Source organism: Oscillibacter sp. PEA192, from assembly GCF_003574015.1.
Classification (GTDB): Bacteria; Bacillota; Clostridia; order Oscillospirales; family Oscillospiraceae; genus Oscillibacter; species Oscillibacter welbionis.
This window is the reverse complement of sequence record NZ_AP018532.1, coordinates 1,799,997-1,814,038: the sequence shown is the minus strand read 5'-3', so window position 1 is coordinate 1,814,038 and position 14,042 is coordinate 1,799,997. Positions and strand designations below refer to the sequence as shown.

Annotated in this window: 14 protein-coding genes; 5 read left to right on the top strand and 9 right to left on the bottom strand. The window is 54.0% G+C overall.

The window, feature by feature from the left end:
- The first annotated feature begins 879 nt into the window (after positions 1-879).
- The 3 genes from tnpA to tnpC all read left to right on the top strand — a co-directional run bounded on the left by tnpA (position 880) and on the right by tnpC (position 3,201).
- Entirely contained in the window at positions 880-1,251 is a 372-nt protein-coding gene (gene tnpA, locus DN611_RS08985) for an IS66 family insertion sequence element accessory protein TnpA (protein ID WP_025543349.1), read from the top strand.
- Positions 1,245-1,526, top strand: coding sequence for an IS66 family insertion sequence element accessory protein TnpB (tnpB, locus tag DN611_RS08980; protein WP_081691992.1), 282 nt, complete (start codon positions 1,245-1,247; stop codon positions 1,524-1,526). The genes tnpA and tnpB overlap by 7 nt, the downstream gene beginning before the upstream one ends.
- 106 nt (positions 1,527-1,632) lie before the next feature.
- Complete coding sequence (gene tnpC / locus DN611_RS08975; protein WP_025543351.1) at positions 1,633-3,201, top strand: IS66 family transposase; 1,569 nt, start codon at positions 1,633-1,635, stop codon at positions 3,199-3,201.
- Positions 3,202-3,480: 279 nt separating this feature from the next.
- Here tnpC and DN611_RS08970 read toward each other — a convergent pair whose 3' ends face one another.
- Positions 3,481-4,689 (bottom strand): IS110 family transposase, encoded by a 1,209-nt coding sequence (locus DN611_RS08970; protein WP_025543352.1) that lies wholly within the window; start codon positions 4,687-4,689, stop codon positions 3,481-3,483.
- Positions 4,690-5,260: 571 nt separating this feature from the next.
- On the opposite strand from DN611_RS08970, the gene DN611_RS17310 reads away from it, so the two are divergent.
- Both DN611_RS17310 and DN611_RS08965 read left to right on the top strand, forming a co-directional pair.
- Complete coding sequence (locus DN611_RS17310; protein ID WP_353963239.1) at positions 5,261-5,434, top strand: DUF6514 family protein; 174 nt, start codon at positions 5,261-5,263, stop codon at positions 5,432-5,434.
- Between the two features lie 105 nt (positions 5,435-5,539).
- Positions 5,540-6,355 carry a class B sortase gene (locus DN611_RS08965; RefSeq protein ID WP_174232999.1) on the top strand — a complete coding sequence of 272 codons (816 nt, stop codon included), beginning with the start codon at positions 5,540-5,542 and terminating at the stop codon, positions 6,353-6,355.
- Between the two features lie 248 nt (positions 6,356-6,603).
- Here the strand turns inward: DN611_RS08965 and DN611_RS08960 are convergent, their stop codons facing one another.
- The 8 genes from DN611_RS08960 to DN611_RS08925 form a co-directional block, all read right to left on the bottom strand.
- A complete protein-coding gene (locus tag DN611_RS08960; protein WP_025543356.1) occupies positions 6,604-6,864 on the bottom strand; it encodes a helix-turn-helix domain-containing protein in 261 nt (86 codons plus the stop codon).
- Between the two features lie 4 nt (positions 6,865-6,868).
- A complete protein-coding gene (locus DN611_RS08955) occupies positions 6,869-8,620 on the bottom strand; it encodes a type IV secretory system conjugative DNA transfer family protein (RefSeq protein ID WP_119311123.1) in 1,752 nt (583 codons plus the stop codon).
- A gap of 9 nt (positions 8,621-8,629) precedes the next feature.
- Entirely contained in the window at positions 8,630-9,562 is a 933-nt protein-coding gene (locus tag DN611_RS08950; protein ID WP_025543358.1) for a DUF3991 and toprim domain-containing protein, read from the bottom strand.
- Positions 9,563-9,641: 79 nt separating this feature from the next.
- Complete coding sequence (locus tag DN611_RS08945; RefSeq protein ID WP_256264631.1) at positions 9,642-10,313, bottom strand: HI0074 family nucleotidyltransferase substrate-binding subunit; 672 nt, start codon at positions 10,311-10,313, stop codon at positions 9,642-9,644.
- A 115-nt stretch (positions 10,314-10,428) separates the two neighbouring features.
- Complete coding sequence (mobP3, locus tag DN611_RS08940; protein ID WP_025543361.1) at positions 10,429-12,261, bottom strand: MobP3 family relaxase; 1,833 nt, start codon at positions 12,259-12,261, stop codon at positions 10,429-10,431.
- The gene (locus DN611_RS08935; RefSeq protein ID WP_025543362.1) at positions 12,258-12,692 is read right to left on the bottom strand and encodes a hypothetical protein; all 435 of its coding nucleotides are present in this window, start codon (positions 12,690-12,692) and stop codon (positions 12,258-12,260) included. Before DN611_RS08935 ends, mobP3 begins: the two co-directional genes overlap by 4 nt.
- A 264-nt stretch (positions 12,693-12,956) precedes the next feature.
- Positions 12,957-13,364 (bottom strand): hypothetical protein, encoded by a 408-nt coding sequence (locus DN611_RS08930; RefSeq protein WP_145985082.1) that lies wholly within the window; start codon positions 13,362-13,364, stop codon positions 12,957-12,959.
- A 132-nt stretch (positions 13,365-13,496) separates the two neighbouring features.
- Entirely contained in the window at positions 13,497-13,934 is a 438-nt protein-coding gene (locus tag DN611_RS08925) for a hypothetical protein (protein WP_025543365.1), read from the bottom strand.
- Between the last annotated feature and the right edge of the window lie 108 nt (positions 13,935-14,042).

The following is a 14,042-nucleotide window of genomic DNA, read 5'->3' as shown; positions in this document are numbered from 1 at the left end:
CGACCTGTCTACTTGACAGAATGGGCTGGCTACTTGGGGAGGGACAAGTCAGACCGACGTTAACAACGTAAGACAATATGAAATGACCTCAACACTTGTAAAGCGTGGATTTGCCTGTCATACTTTAAGTGCGAACCCAAAGTAACCAGACTTGCCACATACAAGGAGGGGTCATCATGACAAGTATAATCTACATCGGGATGGATGTCCACATCACAAATTACACACTTTGCTGCTATACCGTAGATGCGGACGATACATTTGCTGTCGTGAATGTGAAGCCAGACTACCATGAGATACTGAAATACATGGATCGTGTTCGTTCGACGCGTGGTGGAGATTCCACCGATTTTGTGAAGTTTAGGCCAAGGCGCTGGGTATCAAATCCGTTTGCCTCCAGCATCCTTCTGACAGTTGACCGCTCTGGCCTCCGTATCCACGCTTCATAGACCTGCTGTCTGAACTCTATTGTCAGTAGCAAACGGTTTTCCTGTACCTCCAGCACATTTGGATTCTTTTTCAGGGCCTCTATTTCTCCAAGTGAATACCGCTTGGGAACAAATTTAACAGCCATTTTCCACCCATAGCCTCTGACCTATTTTGCACGATGATCTTGACCTCTGTCAAGGCAGTGTCTACAGCGTTTGCTCTTTTGCCAAACTTATTGTCTATTTTCTGTGTACCACTGTCAATCTCTGGTCTGTCTTTCGTAAGCGTCAAATTTTAGGGTGGATTGAATCACGGCTCTGGATGTGCCAGAATGTCTATGGAACTCACCGGGACTCACGGAGAGTCCCGGTGAGTTTTCGGCCTAGAAGGTAATAATCACCCTAAGTCACCGTCAGTGGGGGTGAGAGGATGCAGCGAGGGAGGTACACAATGAGCCGAGAAGTAAGCATTCAGAGCATGGGCCAGCGGCAGCGGCTGTTTGAGTGGAGTCAGCGGGTGGCCGACTGCAGACAGAGTGGAATGTCCGTAAAGCGGTGGTGCGAGGAAAATGGAGTGACCCCTAAGACCTATTACAGCTGGCAGAAGAAAGTATTTTCCTTTATGGTGGAGCAGCAGAAACTCCAACTGGAGGCGGAAGATCAAGAAAGCTGCTTCGTGGAACTACCGCCACCACAGCAACTGCGGCAGGCTGCCAGCGAACTCGTGGCTAACATCCAGGTAGGTCAGACATCTGTAAATATTTATTCCGGAGCTGACTCGAAGATGGTGCAGGCTCTCCTGCTGGCGCTGAAGTCATGCTGAATGATTTCGGCGGAGCGGATAAGGTGTACCTCGCCTGCGGGTACACAGACCTGCGGAAAGGAATTGACGGCTTAGCCACAATGGTACAGCAGCAATTTGAGCTGGACCCTTTTACCAACACACTGTTTCTGTTCTGCGGGCGAAAGCGGGACCGAATCAAAGGGTTGTACTGGGAACGGGATGGGTTCATTCTTCTCTACAAGCGATTGGAGCAGGGGGCGTACCAGTGGCCGAGGAGCGAGGCAGAGGTGAAGCTGCTGACGCCACAGCAGTAAAGATGGTTAATGGAGGGGCTGAAAATCGAGCAGCCGAAAGCCCACAAAACGGTGACAGGTCTGAGTATGGTTTAACTCTCCAAACCGAACAATTTTCACAAAAACCGTGGGAAAGGATGAACGGAGTTTCATCTCCCGCGAGGAATATGATGCGCTGCTTGCGGAGAATGCCGAGCTGAACAAGAAGCTGGATTACCTCATGGGACAACTGCGCCTGTTGAAGCAAAAGACCTTTGGCGTGTCCTCCGAGCAGGCTACAGAACAGCTTGTGGGACAGCTCAGCCTCCTCTTTAACGAAGCCGAAGCGTGGACGCCAAAAGAGGAGCAACCCACCAAAAGCACCACAGTGTCTGCCCACACCCGGAAGAAGCGCTCCAGCAATCTGGATGGCGTTCTGCCAGAGAACATTTCGGTAGAAGTTGTGGAGCATGGTATCCCGGAAGGAGAGCGGGTCTGTGATGCCTGTGGTACTGTGATGGAGCGAATTGGCAAAGAGACTGTGCGAACGCTGGTTCTGCGTCCTGCCACCGCCACGATCCGTGAGGATGTCTATTACACCTACGCCTGCCCCGAATGCAAAACAGACGCGGCGGAAACGCCGGTCCGAGAGACCGGCCGGGTTCCCAGTGTGATCCCAGGCAGCTTTGCCTCTCCGGAGGCGATTGCACATATTATGGTGCAGAAGTTTGTGATGGCCTCTCCGCTATACAGGCAGGAGCAGGAGCTGAACCGTTCCGGTATCCAGCTCTCACGGCAGACGATGAGCAACTGGATCCTGCGTGCCTCAGACGATTGGCTGATGCCGGTCTACGAGGAAATGCACCGCAGGCTGGTGCGGGAAGATGTGCTTCACGCGGATGAGACAACGCTCCAGGTATTGAAGGAGCCTGGGAAATCCGCCCAGTCCAAGAGCTATATGTGGCTTTACCGGGCGGGCGCCCATACCAGCTATCCGATGGTGCTCTACGAGTACCGACCGGACCGGAAAGCCGGCAACGCGGAGCGATTCTTGAAAGGGTTCTCTGGCTGGCTCCATGCGGACGGCTACCCAGGTTACCACAGCCTGCCGGAGCACATCCGAGTGGTGGGCTGCTGGGTGCACCTGCGGCGCAAGTTTGACGAGGCGGTGAAGTCTTTGCCGCAGAAAGACCAGCCAGGCTCTGCGGCACTGCAAGGGCAGGCATATTGCAGCAAGCTGTTCTTCATAGAACAGGAAATGCGGGACCTGCCGCCAAAAGAACGATATGAACAGCGTCTGCAACGGTCTAAACCCGTGATGGACGCTTTGTTGGCATGGGCATCTACAAACAGAGCCGCTCCAAAATCCGCATTGGGAAAGGCGCTGTACTATCTTGAAGAACAATGGCCCTACTTGATCCGTGCCCTGGAAGACGGACGGCTGGAGTTGAGCAACAATCTTGCGGAGCGTTCCATAAAGCCCTTTGTGATTGGGCGGAAAAACTTCCTGTTTGCTAACACGCCCCGCGGGGCACAGAGCAGCGCGGTGATATTCAGTATGATTGAAACCGCCAAGGCCAATGGCCTGGATCCGTACCGCTACCTGGTTTATATATTGACCAAAGCTCCGGTTCTGGCGGCCGCCCATGAGCCGGACTGGGCTGTGGGATTACTCCCGGAAAATGTTTCCAAGGCTTGTCTGGCACTCCAAAATTAAATACTGCCTGAGGGGCTGGAGAATTCCAGCCCTTTTTTATCCTCCCGAATGCCTCTGATTGAAAAGATGCAACCCGCATTTGTCTGCGGGGACAAATCACAAAATTTCAGATACACTTGGTACAGGAATATTTTTCCCTAAAATATGACAAGACCTGCTAAGTTTTGTCAAGAAGAAAAAGCAAACATTGTAAGTAGCTGAAAATCGGTGCACCTATTCAAGCCGCTTTGCATTTCAAAATGAAACGGCGGCCAGCCAACGCTATGCAACGCAATAAGGTCAGATCTGTTCTAATATTTCCAGATAGGCTTTCACTGTGGCGTAGTAGATCCGCAGGAATTTATTCGCGGATGCCATCATGTAGACGCGGTAGGGTTTGCCTTCGGCTCGTTTTCTGTTCATGAACTGGTAAATTGGTTCATTCGGCGGCGAGTTTTGCAAATAGACGCTCATGACAAGGAATAGCGTCCGGCGTAGCGACGATGCGCCTACCTTGCTCATGCTCTTGTGCCTACCGATCACATCACCAGAGTCATTCGGTGGGGCATCAATACCAGCATAGGCAACGAGTGCTTTCTTGGAGTAAAAACGGCGAACATCCCCAATTTCAGCTATGAGCTGCGGCCCAAGAGTCGGGCCAACGCCAAACATGTCCATGACAACAGGATATTCCGGCAGCTGAGAGGACAGAGATTGCATCTCCTGTTTGAGCACAGCAAGCGCAGCGGAAGTAGCGCTAAGCTGAGATACAGCCTGCTCCACAAGTAGCTTTGTGGTTTCAGATTTCGGCATGACACCAATGTGTCCGCTGGCTTCATCGTAAATGGCGTGTGCTTTTTCTTCACTGAAGTTGTACCCATGCTTTCGGCACCACCGCCAGTACTTGTTCACGAATGACTTTAGGGGGCGTTCAGAGACGCATTCACAATGCCAAAACTCCGCTACGAAATCCACCCACTTCTCACTTCCATCTGCACGGGCAGGGCTGTTAAACAGGCGATTTGCATTTGGAAAGGTCATATCCAGCAAAGAAATCAGATTGTTCTTCAACACAGTCTGCACCTTGGAATACTGTCGGTACTGGCGATAGCAGTTCTTCAGCAACAGCCGGGTATTTTCCTCCGGGATATATCTCGGCAAGGTAAGCCAGCGGTCAAGACCATAGTTCGCCAGCTTTATAGCATCCTTCCGGTCAGTCTTGACACGCCTCAAATCATTGTTCCCGTAGCCATGCACCAGCTTTGCATTGACAACGGAAACATATAACCCTGCGTCGTGAAGCTGCTTTGCCACCGGCGCATGGTAGTTTCCTGTGGCCTCCATGACCACACGCGTCTCACCGTTCAGGCTTTTGAGCCGCCTTGCCAGCTCGCTCAGTTCACTGTCGGTGTGACGCACTTCAAAGGGTGAGATGGCAACCTCTCCAAAGGGACGCATGACGGCAATCGTGCTCCTGCCTTTGGAGATGTCAATACCTACAGAGTTCATGTATCTGCCTCCCATACGAATTTGCAACCGGAATCCATCTTTTTTCTCATTGCCGATTCAATCTATTGGGTGACGCGAACTCTATGGCTCAACCTGCTCAAATCGAACACTGCAATAAGAGGGATGGCTGACAGTCTTATCAACGGACATCTAAGCCCAAGGAGGTGATGGTCAGCCAGTTGCTCCCCTTATTGTAGCTTAGGCATGAGACGGAAAGAAGCCCAGCCGGATGCTGGGCTTCCAACCAATAATTATTCTAATAGAGGAGGATACTAAGATGAGTAAGACATTTCAAAAAAAAAGGCGGGCATCCAGAAAACCCAATTCAGCGGGCGCGTGTGAAAGCCGGACTTACGCAGGTGGAGGCGGTGGAGTTCTTTCCGTTTGAACTGCGCACTTTGCAAGCCTATGAAGCGGGTGATTCTTCTCCGGTTTTGGAGGACGCGCGAATTATGGCTAAAGTCTACCACTGCCGGATTGATGAGCTTGTTGGAGACGAAACTACATAAGCGGGGGAATCCTTTTGTACCAATTCAAAGTGACTCAACTATACAGTCCAACCTTCCGCCGAATGTCCTACGGAATTATGGCCAGTACGGAAGAGAACGGCACATGTACATATACAGCCTATATTCCGGATATTTCCTGTAACAAAGATTTCGTTGATACTCTTGCCCAACGATGTGCCAGAGGACAACTCAGTCCTATGCATTTACTTGATGTTGTGTTAGACGCTTTACCTTGATCTTTAACACCAGGAGGGAACATGGCCTAGCCATGTTCCCTCCTCTATTTTTTGCCGTTTGACGCTTACCACAACAATTTGAGGAAATACGGAAAGGAGTCCATAATGGACAACAAAATGGCCTCATTTGGGGGTCGAAGGGAGTTCCAACGGAAATCCCACTGGAAGTTTTTCTTATTCCTGATTTTTTTGACGGCATTCCTGGTTTCCGGCGGTTTACTGCTGCGAAATTTGTACCGTTCCCAGCAGGAACAGGCGGCTTATGATGCGCTTGCCGAACAAGTGCATCAGATGGAGAAACAGATCGCGGAGGCGGGGGGCGGCGCTCTGCCTACAGAGGACGGCGTTCTTCCACAGTATCAGGCGCTGTGGGAGAAAAATCAGGATTTGGCCGGATGGCTTTCCATTGAAGGAACGGCAATCGACTACCCCGTGATGCATACCGCACAGGACGAGGAGTATTATCTTCGACGGGCTTTTGACCGAAGCAATTCTGTCAGCGGGACTCCATTCCTCGCAGCGGGCTGCTTTACAGGATGCGGAAACTATATCATATATGGGCATAATATGAAAGACGGCAGCATGTTCGCAGCCCTTCTGAACTACGCAGATGATACATTCTGGGAAGAGCATCCTACGATCCGTTTTGATACCCTGGAGGAGACTGGAACGTATCAGGTGCTTGCGGCATTCTACATAGACGTGTCACTTTCAGAAGATGGCGTCGCATTTCCCTTCTACGAATACACGGGTCTACGCGACGAAGCCATCTTCCAAGAGTATCTCGCTCAGGTAGGGGACAGGGCGCTCTATAGCACTGGCGTCACGGCAGAGTTCGGTGAGCAGTTACTGACACTTTCGACCTGCAGTTACAACACCTCAGATGAGCGATTTGTTGTCGTAGCAAAGCAAGTTGTGTAAGGTCTGGCTCTTTTGGCACCTTGCCTTTTATGCAGCTACTCTCCGGCATGGCATCCTATTACCATATCAGGGAAATGGCGTTGGATGACAACTGGCACAGGAGAGATCAGGAGAGGAATGTATTTCTGTTCTCTGAAGATAATAATCCTTCTTCTGGGACCTTCTGGGTGGGCCGCAATGACCCGGCCCCAGGTCCAGTCAATTGGCGCAGCCTCCCCTTGGTGGGGAGGCTGTTTTTCCGTCTGCTCTCATTTCCGTAATCTGTACAGGTTGGAGGTCTGGCCGCCGTTCTCCCGGTAACGGGGCTGCTTTTCCACTCTGCCCAGCCGGACCAAGTCGTTAAGAGCGCGTTTGACTGTGGAGCGGGAGAGACCCAGGTCCGCCGCGATGGTGCCGATAGCATACCAGCTCTCACCCTCACTATTGGCCCGGTCATGAAGGTATAGACATACCGTTTTTGTCCGGGCAGACAGATCCCTGTCCCCATAGACATCATTAAAAAAACTCATCCATTCACACCTCCAGGGCCGTGTTATAGTCGCTCTGGCCCCTGTCCTGATTCGCGGGCGGAGTAGTCCCACGCTTTTTCCTTATGATAGCCTGCGTCAGTTGCCGTTTCCTGGCGTATACCACCTTTCTGGCAGCCTGCTCCGGCATCTGGTAAGGTTCTCCGAAGGTAATCCCCCACTCCAGGAACAGCCGCAGCCGAGTCCTCATGGGATGGGTGCCGGTCTTCATCACCACAAACTCTCTCTTTGGAATGGATTTCAACTCATCCGGCGTCATGAGTGCCCGCTCCATCATCTGCAGGGATTGGCTGGGATCGTTTTTCCCCCGGGAGATGGAGCCGGAGAGGACGGTGCGGCTGCCCAGGGCCTTGGACAGCACCTCCGCTGTCTGGCTCTGAGGCGCGAAGCCGCCGAAGATGGTATCCTGGCAGTTGTCGGTCAGAATCTCCGCGCCCTCCTTGCCATAGTTCTTCTCCAACTGCGCAATGCTCTGGATGATGGGAACCAGGGTCAGCCGCCGGGAACGGCCTGCGGAGAACAGCGGCAGGATATCAAAGGGCGGCATGGTGCCCAGCTCGTCGCAGAAGAACACCACACGGTTCTTCAGCTTTCCGTCGTTTTCATCCGCCAGGAAAAACAGCTCTCTCGCCAGATTCTGGATGATGAGTCCCGCCATGAAGTTCTTAGTGGCGTCCTCTTCCGGGAGGATCAGGAACATGGCGCATTTTTGGGAGGCGAAGGTCTCCGCGTCAATGGCGCTGTCGAAGCAGAGCACCTGCTCCAGCTCTGTATCCAGAAAGGAATTCAGCCTGGAAAGCACCGTGGACATGACGGAGGCCATAGCTTGATCGGAGGCGGTCAGCGCGGCGCCGGCCAGCATATAGGCTCTGTGGTTCTCCGGCAGCCGGTCCATGAGGATCTGGAAGCCGTTCCGCTGGTCCCTGCTCCTGGGGTCTACGGCCAGGAGGTCCTGCACCAGCTTGAACACCGACACGATGTGCCGCATCTCCGGCTCCCCTTCCGTCGGCGGAAGATATTCCGACAACAATAGGATCACCGCGGCCAGGAGACTCTCCGCGGACTCGTAGAAGTAGGCGTTCTCGCCCCGGGAACTCTCACCTTCCGGGTTGATAATACTCTTAGCCAGGATTTTGGTGTATTTCTCTGCTCGGGCCTTGTAGGTCAGGTTGTCCGGGTGCCCTCGGGCCAGATCCATGTAGCGATTGATGAGAGTCAGCAGGTTGTTCCCATCGGATCGTGTGGGATTCCGCAGGTCGATCACGGAGACCTGGTAGCCATAGTATTTGCTGGCCACGGCGCCGTAGTTCCGGGCCAGGTCTCCCTTGGTATCCAGTGCCAGATAGCTCATGCCGCTGGCGCAGGCATATTCCAAATTTGGATACAGAAAGAAGGCGGTTTTGCCAACACCGCTTGCGCCGATCATCAGGCAGTGGATATCGTCGCAATCCACCAGTGCTGTAACATGATTTTTCCGGCCAAGACTGCCCAGCACCAGGCCCTGCTGTCTCGGCAGATGTTCTCCCTTCCGCCAGAGTTCTGGCTGGAAGGGTACATGGCGATATGTTTTTTGAATCTCCCGCTTCGTCGCCCAGCGGGCGGTGCCGTACTGCCCGTCACCCACAGTTTTGCTCTTGATATTGTCCAGGGTGTAGTGCTGGGAGAGAAATGCCAGCCCGCCCACCACGATCAAAGCCACCGCGGCAAAGCCAATCAGTGACCAGATATTCTGATTCACGTGAGATTTTCACCTCATTTCCATCTCCATTCTCTGACGCCTTGGGGCTTCCCGCAGGGCGCAGAGGTCCTCATTCCAATCCTTTTGCTCCGGGACCAGTCGACGAGTGGGAAAGCCGAACTCCGAGGAGATCTGTTTCGCCATCCGTTCGCAGCCCTGATCTCCCGCATTGTCGTGGTCCAGACAGAGAGACACCATCTGCGGAGCTTCCATCCGCGTCAGAATCCACCGTACCGGTTCATAGCTGGTACCGCAGCAGGCCACATAGCTGTGCTGCTGCCAGTTCTCCGGATGCAGGGTGATATAGGAGAGAAGGTCGATAGGGGCCTCAAATACATACAGGTCCCCATCATCTCCCAGATGGTGAAAGCTGTATCGCGCGTCACTGCCCGCCACGTTGAGTTTGAAGGACTTGCCCTGACTGTTGGTGCTGCGCTTCTGCGCGTGACGGGAAACGCCGTGTTCGTCTGTTCCGACGAACACGGCGTTGTGATATTTCGCATCCTCATAGAGCGTTCCCGCCCGCGCGAAGTGGGTGATGATATCCCGGTCGATGTGCCGCTGCTTCATAAGGTAGGCATACACCCGGCGCATATTGTGGTGGGGGAGTGGCAGCGCAAAGAGCTTCTGTGGTTCCGCGTTTCTTTCCGACGCAGACCGAAAAGTCTGTCCCTGCTCTCCGCCCAGCAGTTTTGCAACTGCCTCCTGAAAGGAGCATCCGTCGTGCATCCGTACGAAGTCGATGGCGTGACCGCCCTGCTGCGTATCATGGTCGAACCACTCGCTGCCTCGTATAGTCACACTGTGATTTGTGGCCAGACGCTTATCCCGGCCCGAGGGGAGTAGTTTCTCGCCCCGGCGGAGCAGGTAATCCTCCAGATCCACCGTGTTGGCCTGGTGCTTTTGCTCGTCACTGAATAGGATATATTCTTTTATGATCATCTCACCCCTAAAAGAAAAAGCACCCACTCTCCAGATGGAGAACGGGCGCTTCCAAATCGAACGTAAATTAAGCTGGGATTTATTTTGTCCCTAGTTTTTGAATCAGGTTTTTCAAGAGCGGATCGTACACAGTCCGGATATCTCCGAATACAGTTGTGGCTGTTGCTTCATCGTAGATATGCGAGGTTTCATTGCGGGCATCCAGGAGATGGAGCCAGCCTTCTTCGTGATCCAGAATACCGTCCGCAAACGCCTGCTTCATCACAGACTTCGGGCTGTTGATCTCTGTATACCCCTGGTCCAGCAAATACTCTCGCAGTGTCTTCCAGGCCAGCTCCACACAGAACTCAAATCTCTGGATGACACCATCGCGGATGGAATCCAGGCCCATCTGATCGTAATCAACGATGGCCTCATCCAATCGGTGAACGGCTTGGACCAGCTTTTCATACTTCTCCTGCATTTTGTCCATTAAAATCACACCATCCCGTTCAATATTGGCCACCAATTTTGGATTGGTTTGCTCTGTCACAAAAACCAGATCAAATTCCAGGAGGGTCGGCAATTCGTCCAGCTGCTCACGAAATGCAGGCAAGTCATCTGGGGACACTCCGAAAACCGCGATGTCAATGTCACTGCGGGAGCGGTTGTCCCCCCTGGCTCTGGAGCCGAACAGCACGACACGCTCTGCCCGGAACCTTCGTCCGATGGCAGCTATTTTTCGATACAGGTTTTCCATGGCTCCGTCCATGAAATCTCCTCCTAATCGATCAGGCGAACCTTCTCAGTTGACTATAGTATACTCAATACACGTTTTTCTGTCCAGCAGAAACTCGACCATTGCTCTTTAGATTGAAAATTATGCTTTACTGGAGCCTGATCTCCTCATTCTCATGGTCATCCGGCTTGTGCCCCAGAGCGAGTCTCCGCTCCCGGAACTGTCGGCGGCGCTTGCGGTCGATTTGTAGCCCCCGGTGCATAGCGTCTGTCTTGCAGTTGTCTTCGAAGATCCGGCTCATGTGGTACAGGAGCCGGATCACAGACTGGACCACAGTTGTCCAGTTCTGGTCCGGGTGATCCAGCAGATGTCGGGCGTATGGGTTTCCCTGGGCCGCAGAACGGGATAGCCACTCCCGTCCCAGGGCCTCGTCTCTGGAGCCCCCATTTCCGGAACGATACAGACTTCCCAGTGTGTACTGAGCATACTGGTTTCCGCACTCCGCAGAAGCAGTCAGATATCGGACTGCCAGCTCCAAATTCTTCTCCACCTGTTCGCCCTTCAGGTACAGCACGCCCAGACGATACTGGGCGGTGCTGCTGCCCAGGTCAGCAGCCGCAGTCAGCCATCGAAGCGCGTTTTGGACATTTCCTCGTTTCAGATACCACGTTCCAAGCACATATTGCCCGCGAGGATCGCCATTTCGGGCGGACTGCTCCAGCCAGTACAGCGCCTCACTGCTTCTTCTCTGCTTCATCAGGAGGTCGCTTAGATCACACATGGCCGCCGGATCGCCGCTCTCCGCAGCGTGTTGGACGTGGCGTAGGTCAGCTTCCCGCTGCGGCTCTTCCGCAATCCCTTCTTCCTGTTGTACCAGTAGTAACGCCTCTCGGATTACCATGTTCCGCACAGGCTTGAACTCCTTCTGTTTGGAGAGCGGCAGCCGCTCTGGCAAGTGCTCCGAGTAGGTCCGGCAGATAGACTCCCGCATTTCATTCCAGAGGTCATAGGCTTTTGCCACATGCTCATCAGCGGCCAGCACATCCACGATCCCGTCCACCATCAGCTTCACCTCCGGCGGCAGGTAGCCGTAGACCTTTTTCCCTCGGACCGTCCGCAGGCGCCGCGCCAAGGCCTCTATCTGATCTTCCAGCTGCGGGTTCTCCAGGGTCCCATCCCGCATCTGCCGGATCAGCTCCTGCATGGCCTCCGCGGCATTCTGCTGCAGCTGGTTGCGGTACGCTGTCTTCTGCTCATAGATATGCATCAGGTCCTGTTGGAAGATCCGCCGGGCGAAGGCGGACTTCACCTGCCGGATGCCGTCCGGAGTGAGGTAGCCCTCTTTGGGATCGGAGGAGAAGACCACCATGTGGATATGGACGCTCTTCTCTTTTTCATGGAAGGCGGCGTACCACCGCAGGTGATCCGGATGGATCTTGTAGCCTTTGGCGATGTCGCAAAGGCTGGCGTTTACCAGGGCGCGCCAGTTCTCCGCGTTGTCGTAGCCCAGCCGCTCCGCGTCCTGCCGGCGGATCGCCACCACTGGCGTCCAGACGTTGCCGGGATGCTCCGCCACCTCCCGCACCGCCTCGGACAGATTCTCCACCTTGCCGCCGCTGGTCCAGAGTCCATGCTCTCCCCGCAATTCCACGCCGGGGCGGTGGGACACGTAGTCCAGGTAGTTCTCCCGCTGGCTCATGGGCACCGCAAAGTCCTCTCGAGCCTGTCGGATGAACTCCGACGCGGACTCCTGCGTCTGGTTTTTCAGATAGTCCTCATACTCCAATAGCTCCCTGGCGTCAGGGAAGGCCCGGAGCAACCGCTGGATATAGGCTTTCTGCTTTTTGGTGGCGGGTTGACTTCCCCCATCGGAGAGCACCTCCACACCGGGGCGAGTGGCAAAGTAGCGGATGCGATTTGCTCTCCGGGCGCTGTCTCCTCCGCCTTTGAGATATGGTGACATGAATCGAAGGTCACTCATACGTCATCGTCAAAGACATCCTCCGGGAACCGGCGCTGCTGATCCAGTGCCCTGTCGAAGCTGATCTGACCGTTGGTGCGCCGCACTTCGTCCACGGCATAGGCCCGCAGCTCCCGGCGGTTGATGGGGTCCGCCCGGAAGTGGGCGGCGATGGTGTGGCCCATCATGTTCAGCTCCACACACCACTTGAAGATCATGGAGCGCAGGCGGTTGTGGCTGTCCGCTACGATCCCCTGGAGGGTGTCCACCAACGTGCGGGAGAGAAACACAGATGTGTCCTCTGCTGCTAGGTATCCCATGTAGAACCGGAGGGCCTTCTCTGTGAACTCTCCACGGCTTTTGCAGTTGTCCGCTCTGAGCCAGCCATCCATACGCTGTACGACGTCCGGCTTCAGCCAGACAGTGATCTTCAATCTGTTCTCTTGTTCCATATTTCCTCCAAATCTCTCAAAAGGCCATATACGGCGGTAAAAGCAGCCGGAATCCCCTGCGGCAGTAGTCTCTTGCAGCAGAACCACGGCGGAATTTTTTCAAAGCTGCAAAACCGACGGCGGTATGAAACCCTCCGAAAAGCCCCGCACTGCGGGGCTTTGTGGCTGGACCGCCGGGGCACACCACGGCGGTCCTTTATCCTCGTACTTTTTTCGGTCAGCCATCGTTTCCGGCAAACCATCATGGCCTATGCGGTTCCTGTGCTACCGCATCCGCATCTCCATCACTGGATGATCTGGAGGTTCCAGATACATTTCGCAAAGTTCTCCCAAGGTCTGGCCCGTTCTCTGCACACAGTAATCCTCCATCTTGCTCAGAACAACCATGCGCTCTTCCTCATCCAATTTGTAGATATAGAACTCGTCGCTCCCATCTTCCCGATGGAGTACCACATCCAGAACGCCGCACACATGCCGCGTCCGCATATCGTAGTTGGCGTAGACGTTGATCCAATCGCCATTCTCGGTCGTTTCCACATGGGTACCGAAGACCTGGTCCACATCAAACCAACACGCTAGGTAGAAATTGAGGACGCCATCTACCTCTTCAATCTCACCCTCGAGAGTAACCTCTTCCAGGAGTAGCCGCCGACTACCGCACAATTCAGGCACGTTCTGTTCATCAAACTCCGGTTCATTTTTCGTATTTATGCAGGCCCCTCTCAAATCATCATCTCAAGCAATCTTACAGAGGGCAGAAAGGCGCACCGCCTCGTGGTCGAGGCGGTGCGGGTCTCGGGGGAGTTATGCGGAGGCAGAACCTTCTTTCCAAGCCTCCCGTTCAGCCTGGGTCAATTTGATCCAATCCAGGAGGTTCTGGGATTCCTCCATCCATTTTGCGAAGTTGAGCATTTCCTGCCGGTCTGACAGATCATCCATCTGGGCGGCGGTTTCGAACAGGTCCCAGGTCATATTCAGCGTCTCCAGACCGCTGAGATTGACGGGCAGTTCATCATCCGGCCGCACGTGCTCAGAGGAGCCGCTCTCGGCATAGCTGCGTTCTCTTGCGATGGCATCCAGCCATGCCTGCGTTTCCTCTTCCGGGATGTCCCATGTCTTTCCAACGATGCGGATGCATCTCTCCTGCATCCCTGTGTCCGTAGCTGTTCCAAACAGTGTCCACTGCGTCAGCGCGTCCAGACCGATCCGCTCCTGTAATTCTCTGCCTCTCGTGATATCCATTTTGTGATCCTCCTTTTATTTCGTTCCACTTGGGATAAGCACACAATGCCACGTGTGCCTTGGAAAATCCCTTCACCAAAAGCAATGAGAAACAGAATCCCTCTTTTA